Origin of the sequence: Streptomyces sp. CNQ085 (assembly GCF_022614595.1) — a bacterium.
Taxonomy (GTDB): domain Bacteria; phylum Actinomycetota; class Actinomycetes; order Streptomycetales; family Streptomycetaceae; genus Streptomyces.
The window spans coordinates 1-13,889 of the sequence record NZ_JAJFAU010000133.1 but is presented as its reverse complement, the minus strand read 5'-3'; the positions used below and the strand labels follow the sequence as shown (position 1 = coordinate 13,889).

Below are 13,889 nucleotides of genomic sequence, written 5' to 3'. Positions count from 1 at the left end.
CGTGCACACCGTCCCGGCCGGGGTGCCGCCGCCCGCGCCCGCGCCCGCTTCCGTGGTGGCGGTGGCGGTGGCGGCGGCGGCGGCCGCCGGCGCGGCGGTGTTGTCAGGGGCGCCCGAGGCGCCCGCCCCGACAGCGCTCCCACCGGCCACCCGCCGCGCGTCCCGCCGTTCCAGAAAGCGGCGCAGCAGTGGTCGCACGGCCTCGCCCGCGAGCAGGGCCAGCGTCAGGTAGAGCACCATGGCGAGCCAGAGAAAGCCCGGCCAGGCGAGGATCTGCTTCAGCACGAAGGGCACGTCCGCCCGTCCGGCGCTCTGCGCCGCGACGGCGGTCACCGGCAGCAGGACGAGCAGGGATGTGCCCACCCGTCTGTACCAGGTGCCGCGCACCGCCACGTCACGCACCAGGCGCCTCCACAGGTACCAGTGCACTGCCGCCAGAACGGCGATCACCAGCACCAGGACGCCCACGAACACCAAGGCCATGCCCTGCTCCACTCCCCTGCCCGATTGTCTGTCCTCAGCCGAACGTATCGGCGGTCGTCATGCGTTCCTTCGGCCGGCGGCCGTCAGCCGCCGCGCGGGGCACGCAGGGCCCGCAGACCGCGCAGCCCGATGACCCCGATTGCCGTGCCCAGCGCCAGCGAGACCGCCGCCAGCACCAGGTGGATCCAGAAGTAGGTGGTCGGGGCGCCGGCGTCGTCGAACGCCAGGCCGCTGCTGTCCTTCCACAGGTTCCCGGTGAAGTTGGTCCACACGAACCAGCTCCACGCCCCGAAGGCGAGCAGGAACCACGAGAGGGGGCGAGAGAGTTTCACACCTATAAGTATGTCTATCGGCTCAACGGAATCACTGACAGGGGCGTCTCCCGCCACCGCGATGGTCCTCTCGGAGGTTCCCCGCCGTCGCGGAGCCGATACGTTCACTCCGTGTCGAAGAACCACTGCGTAATCGCCCGCGCGCGCCGAGTGCGCAGCGCCCGCGGCCTCGCCGCCGCCACCGCACTGTTCCTGCCCTGCCTCCTCGCGGGCGCCCCGGCCGCGGCGCACGCCGTGTCGGACAGGCCCGGGGAGCCCTCCCCGCCCGCGCGGATGTCCACCGTCGGCGGGGAACGCCTCGGTCTTCCCGGCGTCCAGATAGCACCGCGGGCCGGGGCCGGCACCCCCGAACTGCCCGACTCCATCACCTCGCGCGCGTGGATCGTCGCGGACGCCGAGACCGGCGACGTGCTGGCGGCGAAGAACGCGCACTGGCCGCTCGCCCCGGCCAGCACCGTCAAGATGCTGTTCGCCGACACCCTGCTCCCGAAGTTCGACAAGGACCAAGTCCACCGCGTCTCCCGGGAGGAACTGCTCCGGGTCGGTCCGGGCAGCAGCATGGTGGGCCTCAAGGAGGGGCTCACCTACACGGTCGACGACCTGTGGAAGGGCGTCTTCCTCCGCTCGGGAAACGACGCGGTGCACGCGCTGGCCGAGCTGAACGGCGGCGTGGAAAAGACCGTCCGCGAGATGAACGAGCACGCCGGGCGGCTCGGCGCGACGGACACCCATGTCGTCAGTCCCGACGGCTACGACGCCGAGGGGCACGTCTCCTCCGCCTACGACCTCACCCTGTTCGCCCGCTCGGGGATGCGGAAGCCGGACTTCCGCGCGTACGCGGCCACCGTCCGCGCGCAGTTCCCCGGGGACGTGGAGGAGGGGAAGGGCGGGAAGAAGCGCGGCAGCTTCGAGATCCAGAACACCAACCGTCTACTGACCGGCGCCCCCGGCCTGGAACCGTACGAGGGCATCGCCGGCGTCAAGAACGGCTACACCACCAACGCCGGGTCCACCTTCACCGGTGTCGCCCAGCGCGGCGACCGGGTGCTGCTGGTGACCGTCATGCACCCCGAGGGGGGTGGCCTGAGCGTCTACAAGGAGACCGCCGACCTCCTGGACTGGGGTTTCGAGGCCGCGGACAGGACCGAGCCCGTGGGCGAGCTCGTGCCGCCCGAGGGGACGGTGGACGGGCTCGGCAAGAACACCGACGACAGGCCCGGCAGCCAGGCGGACGGGGCGCGGCAGACCGGCCCCACCACACCCAACGCGGCCAGGACGTACGAGCCGTCGGACGGCGCGGGTACCGCCCTGATGATCGTGGCGGCCGTCCTGGTGGCACTCGGCGCGGTCGCGTACGGAGTGCACCGGCGCTGGCCGCTGCCGGGCATGGCCGGTGTACCCCGCCCGGGGCGCGGAGCGCGGGGCCCGGCTGTCCTGGGCGGCCCGGGGAACCCCGGCGCCCTGGAGAGGATCGTGACGAGGCCGCCGGCACCCGGGAGGCCGCGGGCAGCCGACTCGGTGCCCGAAGACGCGGCGGACACCGGGAACGCCGGGAAACCCCGAGCACCCGGGACAGCCGGGACGGCCGGGAAACTCGAGAAGCCCGGAAAGCCCGGGAAACCCGCCTCCGGGGAAGCGGAGGGCTCCGGAAAGGAGTCGCCCGCCGGACCCGGCGGGACGGCGAAGGACGCCGGAACGCCCTGAGGAACCCGGCGCTGCCCCACGGCCCGAGCGGGCCGTGGGGCAGCGTGGCTGTGGGGCCGCGACCGGCTCCCCGGCCCCCCGGCCGGCGCGCCGGGGCGCGTCAGAGCGAGGGGGCCGGGGGTCTGGAGAAGTTCGGCTGCGGGGGCAGGGGCAGGTGCGTGGAACCGCCGAAGGAGAACTCCCTCTGGAGCCGCCACACACAGTCCTCGCCCTGCTCGTACAGCGCGAAGCCCGTCGCCGTCCAGGCGGCCTCGAAGTCGGCCAGCTCCGCGTGCGCCCGGTCCATCGCCTCCTCGGCGATGTCGTGGGCGACCGTGACGTGCGGGTGGTAGGGGAACCGCAGCTCGCGGGCGAGCGGGCCGTCCTCGGCCCGGACCCGCTCCTGGAGCCATCCGCAGGCCGAGGAGCCCTCGACGACCCGGACGAAGACCACCGGCGACAGCGGACGGAAGGTGTCCGTGCCCGACAGCCTCATCCGGAAGGCCCGTCCCGCCGCGGCCACCCGGGCGAGGTGTTCCTCGATCTCGGGACGGTGCGCGGCGTCCACCTCGGTCGGCGGCAGAAGGGTCACATGGGTGGGGATGCCGTGGGCCGCGCTGTCACCGAAGCCGGCGCGCCGCTGCTGGAGCAGGCTGCCGTAGGGCTCCGGGACCGCGATCGATACGCCGAACGTGACGGTCCCCACGTGCTTCTCCTTCCTCGTCCCCGCCGTTTCCTCGTCCCCCGGTCGTCCGGTGTCCCGTCAGCGCTTGGCGGGCACGAAACCCACCTTCTCGTACGCGGCGGCCAGAGTCCGCGACGCGACCTCGCGCGCCTTCTCGGCCCCTCCGGCCAGCACCGAGTCCAGCGTCCCGGGGTCGTCCAGATATTCCTGGGTGCGCTCCCGGAAGGGCGCCACCCAGGCGGCGACGACCTCGGCCAGATCGGTCTTGAGGGCACCGTAGCCCTTGCCCGCGTACTGCTGCTCCAGTTCCGGGATCCCGGTACCGGTGAGGGTGGAGTAGATCACCAGCAGGTTGCTGACGCCGGGCTTCTCCTTCTCGTCGTAGCGGATCTCGGTCCCGGTGTCGGTCACCGCGCTCCTGATCTTCTTGGCGGATGTCCTCGGCTCGTCGAGCAGGCTGACCACACCCTTGGGAGAGGCCGCCGACTTGCTCATCTTGACCGTCGGCTCCTGGAGGTCGTAGATCTTCGCCGTCTCCTTGAGGATGAAGGCCGAGGGGACGGTGAAGGTGTGGCCGTAGCGGCTGTTGAAACGCTCGGCGACATCGCGGGTCAGCTCGATGTGCTGGCGCTGGTCCTCGCCCACGGGGACGCTGTCGGCCTGGTAGAGCAGGATGTCGGCGACCTGGAGGACGGGATAGGTGAACAGGCCGACCGTCGTGGCCTCGGCGCCCTGCCGGGCGCTCTTGTCCTTGAACTGGGTCATCCGGGAGGCCTCGCCGAAACCGGTGAGGCAGTTCATCACCCAGGCGAGCTGCGTGTGCTCGGGCACGTGGCTCTGGACGAACAGGGTGCAGCGCTCCGGGTCGAGCCCCGCGGCCAGGAGCTGGGCGGCGGCCAGCCGGGTGGAGGCGCGCAACTCCTCCGGGTCCTGCGGGATGGTGATGGCGTGCAGGTCCACGACGGCGTAGAACGCGTCGTGGGTGTCCTGCAGATCGACCCACTGGCGGACGGCACCGAGGTAGTTGCCGAGGTGGAAGGAGCCCGCGGTGGGCTGGATGCCGGAGAGTACACGGGGACGGTCAGTGGCCATGGCGTCATTCTCGCAGAGGGCCGCCGCCGGGATCACCCGTGTTCCGCCTCCCCCGCGCATACCGCGTCCGCCGAACTGATCGCCGCGGCCGACGCGCACAGCGCGCACAACTACCACCCGCTGCCGGTCGTGATCTCCTCCGCCGAGGGCGCGTGGATGACCGACGTGGAGGGCAGGCGCCACCTCGACATGCTCGCCGGCTACTCGGCGCTCAACTTCGGCCACGGCCACCCCCGGCTGCTGGCCGCCGCCCGGGCGCAGCTGGAGCGGCTCACCCTCACCTCCCGCGCCTTCCACCACGACCGCTTCGCCGCCTTCTGCACCGAGCTGGCCGAGCTGTGCGGCATGGAGGCGGTACTGCCGATGAACACCGGCGCGGAAGCCGTGGAGACGGCGGTGAAGACGGCCCGCAAATGGGGCTACCGGGTCAAGGGCGTCCCCGACGGGCGGGCGCGGATCATCGTGGCCGGGAACAACTTCCACGGCCGCACCACCACGATCGTCAGTTTCTCCACCGACCCCGAGGCCCGTGCCGACTACGGCCCCTACACGCCGGGCTTCGAGATCGTCCCCTACGGCGACCTGGAGGCGATGCGGGCCGCGCTCGACGAGAACCCGGACGACACCGTCGCCGTGCTGCTGGAGCCGATCCAGGGCGAGGCGGGCGTACTGGTGCCGCCGCCGGGCTATCTGGCGGGGGTGCGCGAGCTGACCCGCGAACGGAACGTGCTGTTCGTCGCGGACGAGATCCAGTCGGGCCTGGGCCGTACGGGCCGGACGTTCGCGTGCGAGCACGAGGGCGTGGTGCCGGACGTGTACGTGCTGGGCAAGGCGCTCGGCGGCGGCATCGTGCCGGTCTCGGCGGTGGTCTCCTCAGCTCAGGTGCTGGGCGTCTTCCGGCCCGGCGAGCACGGCTCCACGTTCGGCGGCAACCCGCTGGCCTGCGCGGTGGCGCTGGAGGTGGTCGCGATGCTGCGGACCGGCGAGTTCCAGCAGCGGGCGGCCGAGCTGGGCGAGCACCTCCACCACGAGCTGGGTCTGCTGGTGGGCGGCGGGGCGGTGGAGGCGGTGCGCGGGCGCGGGCTGTGGGCGGGCGTGGACGTCGTGCCGTCCCTGGGCACGGGCCGGGAGATCTCCGAGCGGCTGATGGAGCGGGGTGTCCTGGTCAAGGACACCCACGGCTCGACGATCCGCATCGCCCCGCCGCTGGTGATCTCCAAGGAGGACCTGGACTGGGGGCTGGAGCGGCTCGGCGCGGTGCTGGGCGTCTGAGTACGGGCGCGGTGCCGCGCGGCCTCCCCCGGCGGGTCACCCGAGGGCGTCGCGCAGCACCGCGCACAGCGCTTCCACGGCCGGGGAGAAGCCGTGTTCGGGCGGGGCGCCGTAGCCGACGACGAGCGCGTCGCGTCCGGGACCGGGGCCTGATCCGGGGCCGGGGCCGGGCTGTGCGGGCCCGGGAGCGGGAGCGGCCGCCGGGTGGCGGAAACGCGCCAGCCCCTGCACGGCCACCCCCGCCCGCCGCGCCGCCTCCAGCACCGGCCCCTCGGTGCCGGGCGGCAGTTCCAGCACCGCGTGCAGTCCGGCCGCGATGCCGGTGACGCGTACGGCGGGGGCGTGCTCGGCGAGCGCGGCCACGAGCTGGTCGCGCCGGCGCCGGTAGCGCAGCCGCATGGCGCGCACATGCCGGCCGTACGCCCCCGAGTCGATGAAGTCGGCGAGGGTGAGCTGGTCGAGGGCGCCGCAGTTCTCGGCCGTCTCCCGGCGGACGGTCATGACGGGGCCGAGCAGCGCCTCGGGCACCGCCATCCAGCCCAGCCGCAGCCCCGGAGCCAGGCTCTTGCTGGCGGTGCCGAGGTAGACCACCCGCTCCGGGTCGAGGTCCTGGAGCACGCCGACGGGCCGGCGGTCGTAGCGGAACTCGCCGTCGTAGTCGTCCTCCAGGATCAGCCCTCCGGTGGCCCGCGCCCAGTCGACGACGGCCGTGCGCCGGTCGGAGTGCAGGGGGACGCCGGTGGGGTACTGGTGGGCGGGGGTCAGAAGGGCGGCGCGCGCCTGCGCGGCGTACAGTGCGGACACGTCGGCGCCTCGGTCGTCCACCGGCAGCGGCACGGTGCGCACCCCGGCGCGGGCCAGCAGGTCGCGGTGGATCCACAGGCCGTAGGACTCCACCGCCACCGTGGCGCCCAGCACCTCCCCCAGCAGCGCCAGCCCGCGCACGAACCCGGCGCAGACCACGATCCGTTCGGGATCGGCGCGCACCCCCCGCGCGCGGGAGAGGTAACCGGCCAGCGCGCGGCGCAGTTCGGGCCGGCCGCGCGGGTCGTCGTAGCCGAGGGCCGCGCCGGGCGCGGCGGTCAGGGCACGGCGGGCGGAGGTGAGCCAGGCGGCGCGGGGGAAGGCGGAGACGTCCGGCCGCCCGGAGCGCAGGTCGTGGCGGACGCGCGGGGGCGTACTGGCGGGGGCGTACAGGCGCGGGACGGTGGGGCGCGCGCCCGGCGGGCCGGAGGGCGCGGCCGGTTCGGCGCGCGGCGCGACGCGGGTGCCCGAGCCCTGACGAGCCGCCAGCCAGCCCTCGGCGACGAGTTCGGCGTACGCGTCGGCCACGGTGTTGCGGGCGACGCCCAGGTCGGCGGCGAGCGAGCGGGAGGAGGGCAGCCGGGTGCCGGGGGCGAGGCGGCCGGTGCGTACGGCGTCGCGCAGGGCACGCATCAGCGAGGCGCGCAAGCCCCCCGGCCCGCCGAGGTCCAGATGGAGGTCACCGCCGGCGCCGACGGCCGGGCTCCCACCCGGATTGGCCCAGGATTCCCGCATGGAAGTGGACCATACCCCTGGGCTGACACCCGCCTAGGGTCGTCACCATGACGACAGCTCACGAACACGGCCCGCGCATGAACCTCTGGAAGCTCGCCCCAGAGGTGTACAAGGGGATGGCCGCCTTCGAGGCCGCGGCGTCGAAGGGGCTGGATCCGGTCATCGCCGAACTGGTCAAGGTCCGCGCCTCACAGCTCAACAAGTGCGCCTTCTGCATCGACATGCACCTGGCCGACTCCCGCAAGCTGGGAATCGACCAGCTCAAGCTGGACCTGCTCGACGCCTGGGAGGAGGCCCATGGCCTCTACACCGACAAGGAGCAGGCCGCGCTCGCCCTCACCGAGGCGGTCACCCGGCTGGACGGCGGCACACCGCAGGGACACTACGTGCCGAACGGGGTCTACGAGCGGGCGGCGAAGAACTTCGAGGAGACCGAGCTGGCCCATCTGATCTCCCAGATCGTCTCCATCAACGCCTGGAACCGCTTCCAGGTGACCACCCGCGCCGTCCCGGGCTCGCTCGGGGACACGAGCGGACGGTGACCACCCGCGCCTTCACCTGCGCGGAACCGGCCGCCGGGCCGCACGGCGCCCAGGGGCGTCTTTGAGTCAACTTGCCGGTGACCGTGCCGCAATCCCGGCAGTGGGTTGCGCACGGCCCGGCGGTTGGTGACGATCTCCCACGAGGCGCCGAAAACCGACACCCCGCCGACCGCCCCACGGCGCCGCCCCTCCAGGCCCCGAAGGCGACGCCGCGCGAAGCGGGAGGCGCCGGAAAGGACACACCGGTGGCAGCATCCCCCCTGCGCTTACCGGGCCGCCGCCGTGCCCGGTTCCGGGAGATGCGGCGCGACTGCGAAAGACGCCTCGCCGAGATCGACGTCGTCCCCGGCCACGACGGCGCGGCGGGCGCCCCGGACACCGCGGACGCCACCGGGGCCGTCGGCATCACGGCCGTCTGCGTGCGGGTGGGCCGCCGGCGCGGGCGCGCCATCCGCCTCGTCCCCATGGAGCTGGACGAGCCCCTGCTCCACGGCCTGTGGATCGCCCTGCCGGACACGGACGTCATCGTCTACCGGGCGAACACCAGCAGGCCCCACCAGGAGCACATCATCGCCCACGAGCTCTCCCACATCATCTGCGAGCACGACTTCGGCGCGCTCCCCGGGCCGGCCGTCCCGGCGCACCTCTTCCCGGACACCGATCCGGACCTCGTCCACAGGTCGCTGAAACGCTCCGCCTACGACGACCGGGCCGAGCAGGAGGCCGAGATGATGGCGTCGCTCATCCTGGCGTACGCCCACCGCAGGGCGGCCCCGGACCCGGAGGACACCGAGGCCCTGCCGCCCGAGGAGGCCACCGTGATGGCCCGCGTGGAAAGCGTCGTCGGCCGCGGATGATCTACGACGCCCTGTCCCATCTGTGCGCCCTCGTCGGGCTCGCCGCGTTCTGCTACAAGCTCCCCGAACTCCTGCGGCGCAGGGGTGACCCGGCCCTGTGGGCCCTGGAGACCTACTTCCTGTGCTCCGGGATCAGCTTCCTCGTCGACCTCAACTGGCTGCGCGACGACGTCTCCCGCCTGTTCGGCTACCCGAACCTCACCACGCTCCTGACACAGGCCGCGGTGGTCGTGCTGACGGCCGCCCAGCAGGTCGTACTGGTCCACTGGTCGCGTCCGCCCGAGCGGGCGGCGGTCCTGGCCCGGCGGCGCGTGCTGGCGTTCTCCGCCGCGCTGGCGGTCCTGGTCGTGCTGTTCTTCGTCGTGGAGCCCTACCGGCAGACCGCCTCCGCCGAGAACACGCTGCTGAGCAACATGCGGGATCCCGGCTACGCGGGATACCTGCTCCTCTACATCACCGTCTGCGCGGTAGGACAGGTCGGGGCCGTACGGCTGTCCTACCGCTACGCGCGCATCGCCCGCCGCGCCTGGCTGCGTGCGGGCATGTGGACGGTCACCGCGGGCGCCTCGCTCATCCTGCTCTACTGCGCCATCCGCTACATCCAGATCGCCGGCACCCGGCTCGGCCACGGCATGAGCGCCTGGGAACCCGCGTACTGGCTGGCCGGGAGCGTGGGGGCACTGCTGCAGGTGTTCGGCTGGACGGTGCCGTCCTGGGGCCCCGCCCTCTCCGGCCGACTGTACGGCTACCGCTCCTACCTGCGGCTCCGCCCCCTGTGGTGGGCCCTGTACGAGGCGGTGCCCGCGATCGCGCTCGAACCGCCGCCCAGGCGGCCGCTGGACCTGCTCCCCCCGGCCGGCCTCGACTACCGGCTCCACCGGCGCGTCATCGAGATCCTCGACGGCTGCCACGCCCTGAGCCCGCATCTGCCGCCCGGCGCGGAGCGGGGCTCCCCGGCCGGCGAGGCCCGTCTGCTGAGGTCCGCCCTCGACGCGCGGGCCGGGGCTCCGGCGGGCCCCCCGCCCTTCCCGCCATCCGCCGCGCCGCCCGCGCCTCCGCCCTCACCGGCCGGACGCCGGGGCGGCTCGGGGGAATCCGGGGACTTCACGCAGGAGGTGGCCCGGCTGTCCGAGGTGGCCAGGGCCTTCGCCCGGCTCCCCGCCCGGCCGACCACCTCACGGGCCGCGGCCGAACGGGCGGCCTCCGGACAGGCCTCGGCACCGCGGGGAAGCGATCACTCCTGATCCCCGGCTCCCGCCCCTGAACGCCGCCCCCTGAAACTCCTGGCTCCGCCAGGACCGACCCCGCCAGGAAACCGATGGAACCCCGCCCGCCCTCCGCGCCGGACGTCCGCGCCATGACAGCCGAACTCCTCGCGCTCGACCGGACGCTGGGAGCACGCCACGCCGCCCCCGTGGCGCTGCGGTCCGTGCGGGCCGTGGAGGCGGCCGGGGCGTCCGCGGTGGCCCGCGGAGCGGGTACGGCGGACGCGGACCTCGCGGACCCGGCCGATCTCGCGGAGCTCTTCGAGGTCGCCGCCTGGATCCTGTTCGACGCCGAACGGCACGGGTCCTCGTACCGCCTCAACCGGCGGGCGCTAGCCCTGACCCGCCGCCTGCCCGAGGAGGAGCGCTCCATCGAGCTGCTGGTGCTCTCCGTGCTGAGCATGCAGCAGGCCCACCTCATGCGTCCTCGCGCGTCTCTGCGCACCTCATCCGCCGTCCTGGCCCGGCGGGGCCTGCCGCCGCGGGTGGCCGCCCTCTTCCATGTGCGCGAGGCGCGCGCGTACGCCCAGCTCGGCAGCGGGGCGCGGGCGCTGCGCTCCCTGGCCGCCGCCCGCGAGATGTCCGCGGACGGCCCGTCCGAGCGGGACCCCTCCTGGAGCTGGTGGTTCGACCGCGCCGAACTCGACGGCCACCACGGGCTCGTACTGGCCGGCCTGGGAGACGCGGAAGGGGCCGCGGCCCTGCTCCACGCGGCCGTCGCGTCCGACGGCGGCCCCGCCTACCGCGCCCTGTTCGCCGCCGAACTCGCCCGCGTCCTGGCCCGCGCGGGCGCGTGGCGCGACACGGACGCCCTGCTGTCCGCCCTGGCGGAGAGCGCTCCCCGCGTGGGATCCGTACGCGCCCTGAACTCCCTGCGGCAGGCGGTCGCCGCCGTCGGGGAGGGCCGCCGGGTGCCGCGCGCACTGCGCGGCACCGCCCGAGACCTAACCGTGCTGCTCGCGCGGGAACTCCCCCCGCGAGCGACCCGGTGAGGGAGAAGTCCACCACCCGCCCGTCAAGCCACCGGAGCCCCGATGACACCGCACTCCCCCCGCCCCGTACGCCGTACCCGCCTCGCCGTCCTGCTGGCCGCCCTGCTCTGCGCGGCGGGCGCCTCCACCGCCTTCACCACCACGCTCCAGGAACGGGACACCAGACCCGCCGCCGCCCGCGCCGAGGCGTCCGGGACGTACCACTCCCCCCACACCGAGCCGTACGTGCGCACCCAGCTCTTCTTCGGCACCGGCCGCCACGGCGGTGAGCCGCCGATCACCGAGGAGCAGTTCATGGACTTCCTGGACGAGCACGTCACCCCGCGCTTCCCCGCCGGCCTCACCCTCCAGGAGGGATACGGCCAGTGGCGCGACAGGACCGGTTCCATCAACGGCGAGCGCTCCTACGAGCTGATCCTGCTCTACCCCCGCGAGGAGGCGGAGGCCCGCGACGCCGACATCGAGTACCTCCGCGACCGGTACACCGGGATGTACGAGCTGGAGTCCGTCGGCCGGGTGGACGAGCAGGTGCGCGCCGGCTTCTGAGCCCCTGTCTCCCCGCCCCGCCCGTGTCCCGTCCCCCGCCGGATCGCTGTCCCGGCGGGGGACGGGGGCAAGGTACGAGCCTTGACCCGGAGTCGGGACACCCGCTGTACATGCAACTGGCGGACGTGATCGAAGCGAGGACCGCAAGCGGTGAGTACTTGCCGGACCGGGTGATCCCGACTCCGGCCCGCCTCGCCGAGGAGTACGGGATCGCCCAGATGACCGCGCGCCGCGCCATGCGCGAACTCCGGGAGCGCGAGCTCGTCTGCACCGTGCCGGCAAGGGTTCCTACGTCGTACCCGAGCCCAAGACCGCAGGCAGCTGATTCCGTGATCGATTTCGTCTCCGACGTACCCCCGGTGGATGCGGGCGGCCGACGTGATCCGGCGGCGGATCACCAACGGCACCTGCCCGCCGCGCACCCGGGTACCCTCGGTGATCCAGTTGCGGGCAGAGTTCGGCGTCGCACAGGCCACCGCGCAGAAGGCGCTCACCCGGCTGCGGGCGGAGTCCCGCCACGTACACCGTGCCGGGACTCGGCAGCTTCGTGGCCGAGCCCGGGGAATAGGTCCGTAGACAAGCGGCTGGCCCGGAACGCACCTCGCGTTCCGGGCCCGTGGCCGTGGGGGCCGCCCCTTCCGGGGCTACCGGCTCCTTACGGGAGCCACTTCTCCCAGGTGGACTTGTTCTCCTCGGCCCACTTGGCCGCCGCGTCCTCCGAGGACATGCCGTCACCGGCGATCCACTTGGCGACCTGGTTCTGCTGCTCGGTCGACCACTCGAAGTTCTTCAGGAACTGCGCGGCGTCGCCGCCGTCCTTGGCGAAGTCGGCGTTGAGGTACTTCTGCAGCGGGGTGTTGGGGTAGGCGCAGGCGACCTTCTCCGGGTCGGCGTCGCAGCCCTCGGTGTACTCGGGCAGCTCCACCTCGACGAAGTCGATCTCGGCGTTCAGCCACTGCGGCGTCCACCAGTACGACAGGAAGGGCTTCTTCTCCTTGACGTACTTCTTGATCTGGGTGATCTGGGCGGCCTCGCTGCCCGCGTAGACCGTTTTCAGGTCCAGGTCGAGGTTCTTGATGATCGCGTCGTCGTTGGTGGTGTACGACGGCGAGCCCTCCAGGAGCTGGCCCTTGCCGCCGCTCTCGGTGGTCCTGAGCTCGTCGGCGTACTTGTTGAGGTTCTTCCAGTCGGTGACGTCGGGGTTCTCGTCCGCGAAGTACTTGGGCACGAACCAGCCGATGTGGCCGGTCACGCCGAGGTCGCCGGCCGGAACGACCGTCTCGCGCTCCTCGATGTAGCGCTCCTCCTTCTTGGGGACGCCGCCCCAGTCCTCCAGGATCGCGTCGACCTTGCCGCTGTCGAGCGCGTCCCAGGCGACCGGCTCGTCCATCTGCTGGAGCTTGACCTCGACCCCCAGCTCCTCCTCCAGGACGTGCTTGGCGACTGCCGCGTTGGCCTCGGCGCCGACCCAGGAGGGGACGGCGATGGTGACGGTGTCGCCACCGCCGGAGGAGGCGGAGGTGTCGGCGGCGCCGCAGGCGCTGAGCGCGGCCAGGCCGAGGACGGCCGATCCGGCGGCCAGGGTGGTGCGTACGCGTCTGCTGTTCCTGCCGGTGTTCATGCCGGGTCTCTCTTTCTGTCGGTGCTACTTGTGCGTGTGTGGGGGTGCTGGAACGCGGGGTCCCGGTCAGCGCCGGTCGCGAGGGGTGGCGGGCTGGGTGACGCGGTCCAGGAGGACGCCGAGGCAGACGATCGCCGCGCCGGCGGTCAGGCCGATGCCCAGTTCGCTCTTCTGCAGGGCGTAGACGACGTCGTAGCCGAGCGCGCCGCCGCCCACCAGGCCGCCGATGACGACGATGGCCAGGACGAGGACGACCCCCTGGTTGACGGCCAGCAGCAGGGCGGGCCGGGCCAGCGGGAGCTGGACGTGGCGCAGCTGCTGGCCGGTGGAGGCGCCCATGGAGCGGGCGGCCTCCAGCGCGCCGGGGTCGGTCTCCCGGACGCCCTGGGCGGTGATGCGGATGACCGCGGGCAGCGCGTAGACCACGGCGGCGATGATCGCGGCGGTGCGGCCGACGTTGAACAGCGCCACCACCGGGATGAGGTAGATGAACTGCGGCATCGTCTGCATCACGTCGAGCACCGGCCGGACGGCCCGGTCCGCCCAGGGCACCCGGGCGGCCAGGACGCCGATCGCGACGCCCGGCAGCAGGGTGACCACCAGCGCGGCGAGCACCTGGGAGAGGGTGTTGAGCGAGGTGGGCCACAGGCCCATCGCGCCGATCGCCGCCAGCGCGGCCACGGCGGTCGCGGCGGTGCGCCAGGTGCCCGCCAGCAGGGCGAGGGCGGCGGCGGCCAGGAGCAGCAGCCACCAGGGGGCGCCCTGGAGCCCGTCGCGCAGCGGGTTGAGCACCCAGCGGGCGAAGTTGTCCGACCAGGCGGCGGTGCCGCCGACGACGGGGATGCCGGAGCCGAGGTTGTCGGTGATCCAGTCGACGGCGGTGTTGACCGGGGCGGAGATGCTCACGGTCCACGGCTCGGGCCACTGCCGGCCCAGGGCGGCCGATCCGGCCACCGAGGCGGCGGCGACGAGCGCCGCCG

Annotated in this window: 14 protein-coding genes and 2 pseudogenes; 9 read left to right on the top strand and 7 right to left on the bottom strand. The window is 73.4% G+C overall.

Annotated elements, in window-relative coordinates; translation table 11 throughout:
* Both LJ221_RS19370 and LJ221_RS19365 read right to left on the bottom strand, forming a co-directional pair.
* Positions 1-483, bottom strand: a pseudogene (locus LJ221_RS19370) (metallophosphoesterase); the annotation flags it as partial.
* An 83-nt stretch (positions 484-566) separates the two neighbouring features.
* Entirely contained in the window at positions 567-815 is a 249-nt protein-coding gene (locus LJ221_RS19365) for an SCO4848 family membrane protein (RefSeq protein WP_241717999.1), read from the bottom strand.
* A gap of 111 nt (positions 816-926) precedes the next feature.
* On the opposite strand from LJ221_RS19365, the gene LJ221_RS19360 reads away from it, so the two are divergent.
* Positions 927-2,519, top strand: a complete 1,593-nt coding sequence (locus LJ221_RS19360; RefSeq protein WP_374228507.1) for a D-alanyl-D-alanine carboxypeptidase — start codon at positions 927-929, stop codon at positions 2,517-2,519.
* 100 nt (positions 2,520-2,619) lie between these two features.
* Here LJ221_RS19360 and LJ221_RS19355 read toward each other — a convergent pair whose 3' ends face one another.
* The gene (locus tag LJ221_RS19355) at positions 2,620-3,204 is read right to left on the bottom strand and encodes a 2'-5' RNA ligase family protein (protein WP_241717998.1); all 585 of its coding nucleotides are present in this window, start codon (positions 3,202-3,204) and stop codon (positions 2,620-2,622) included.
* A 57-nt stretch (positions 3,205-3,261) separates the two neighbouring features.
* The gene (gene trpS / locus LJ221_RS19350; protein WP_241717997.1) at positions 3,262-4,275 is read right to left on the bottom strand and encodes a tryptophan--tRNA ligase; all 1,014 of its coding nucleotides are present in this window, start codon (positions 4,273-4,275) and stop codon (positions 3,262-3,264) included.
* Positions 4,276-4,350: 75 nt separating this feature from the next.
* Here trpS and rocD point away from each other — a divergent pair, with 75 nt between their 5' ends.
* On the top strand, positions 4,351-5,547 hold the full coding sequence (rocD, locus tag LJ221_RS19345) for an ornithine--oxo-acid transaminase (protein WP_241718000.1): 1,197 nt from the start codon (positions 4,351-4,353) through the stop codon (positions 5,545-5,547).
* Positions 5,548-5,583: 36 nt separating this feature from the next.
* Here the strand turns inward: rocD and LJ221_RS19340 are convergent, their stop codons facing one another.
* Positions 5,584-7,086: a PLP-dependent aminotransferase family protein gene (locus LJ221_RS19340; RefSeq protein ID WP_241717996.1), complete on the bottom strand. Its 1,503-nt coding sequence runs from the start codon at positions 7,084-7,086 to the stop codon at positions 5,584-5,586.
* Positions 7,087-7,133: 47 nt separating this feature from the next.
* On the opposite strand from LJ221_RS19340, the gene LJ221_RS19335 reads away from it, so the two are divergent.
* The 7 genes and pseudogenes from LJ221_RS19335 to LJ221_RS19305 all read left to right on the top strand — a co-directional run bounded on the left by LJ221_RS19335 (position 7,134) and on the right by LJ221_RS19305 (position 11,864).
* Positions 7,134-7,628 (top strand): carboxymuconolactone decarboxylase family protein, encoded by a 495-nt coding sequence (locus LJ221_RS19335; RefSeq protein ID WP_241717995.1) that lies wholly within the window; start codon positions 7,134-7,136, stop codon positions 7,626-7,628.
* Between the two features lie 245 nt (positions 7,629-7,873).
* Entirely contained in the window at positions 7,874-8,485 is a 612-nt protein-coding gene (locus LJ221_RS23320; RefSeq protein WP_241717994.1) for an ImmA/IrrE family metallo-endopeptidase, read from the top strand.
* Positions 8,482-9,729, top strand: coding sequence for an MAB_1171c family putative transporter (locus tag LJ221_RS19325; RefSeq protein WP_241717993.1), 1,248 nt, complete (start codon positions 8,482-8,484; stop codon positions 9,727-9,729). The genes LJ221_RS23320 and LJ221_RS19325 overlap by 4 nt, the downstream gene beginning before the upstream one ends.
* Before the next feature lie 113 nt (positions 9,730-9,842).
* Positions 9,843-10,742, top strand: a complete 900-nt coding sequence (locus tag LJ221_RS19320; RefSeq protein ID WP_241717992.1) for a DNA-binding protein — start codon at positions 9,843-9,845, stop codon at positions 10,740-10,742.
* Between the two features lie 42 nt (positions 10,743-10,784).
* Complete coding sequence (locus LJ221_RS19315) at positions 10,785-11,288, top strand: DUF3574 domain-containing protein (protein WP_241717991.1); 504 nt, start codon at positions 10,785-10,787, stop codon at positions 11,286-11,288.
* Positions 11,289-11,398: 110 nt separating this feature from the next.
* A pseudogene (locus tag LJ221_RS19310) lies at positions 11,399-11,500 on the top strand (GntR family transcriptional regulator); the annotation flags it as partial.
* 151 nt (positions 11,501-11,651) lie between these two features.
* Positions 11,652-11,864, top strand: a complete 213-nt coding sequence (locus LJ221_RS19305; RefSeq protein ID WP_241717990.1) for a GntR family transcriptional regulator — start codon at positions 11,652-11,654, stop codon at positions 11,862-11,864.
* A 79-nt stretch (positions 11,865-11,943) separates the two neighbouring features.
* Here LJ221_RS19305 and LJ221_RS19300 read toward each other — a convergent pair whose 3' ends face one another.
* The gene (locus LJ221_RS19300; protein WP_241717989.1) at positions 11,944-12,909 is read right to left on the bottom strand and encodes an ABC transporter substrate-binding protein; all 966 of its coding nucleotides are present in this window, start codon (positions 12,907-12,909) and stop codon (positions 11,944-11,946) included.
* Between the two features lie 66 nt (positions 12,910-12,975).
* Positions 12,976-13,889, bottom strand: a 914-nt coding sequence (locus LJ221_RS19295; protein ID WP_241717988.1) for an ABC transporter permease subunit, incomplete at its 5' end; no start/stop codon positions are given.

Coding starts and splice junctions, on each gene's coding strand:
- LJ221_RS19335 (WP_241717995.1), top strand. CDS start 7,134: ATGACGACAGCTCACGAACACGGCCCGCGCATGAACCTCTGGAAGCTC.
- LJ221_RS19340 (WP_241717996.1), bottom strand. CDS start 7,086: ATGCGGGAATCCTGGGCCAATCCGGGTGGGAGCCCGGCCGTCGGCGCC.
- LJ221_RS19315 (WP_241717991.1), top strand. CDS start 10,785: ATGACACCGCACTCCCCCCGCCCCGTACGCCGTACCCGCCTCGCCGTC.
- LJ221_RS19325 (WP_241717993.1), top strand. CDS start 8,482: ATGATCTACGACGCCCTGTCCCATCTGTGCGCCCTCGTCGGGCTCGCC.
- LJ221_RS19300 (WP_241717989.1), bottom strand. CDS start 12,909: ATGAACACCGGCAGGAACAGCAGACGCGTACGCACCACCCTGGCCGCC.
- trpS (WP_241717997.1), bottom strand. CDS start 4,275: ATGGCCACTGACCGTCCCCGTGTACTCTCCGGCATCCAGCCCACCGCG.
- LJ221_RS19320 (WP_241717992.1), top strand. CDS start 9,843: ATGACAGCCGAACTCCTCGCGCTCGACCGGACGCTGGGAGCACGCCAC.
- LJ221_RS19305 (WP_241717990.1), top strand. CDS start 11,652: ATGCGGGCGGCCGACGTGATCCGGCGGCGGATCACCAACGGCACCTGC.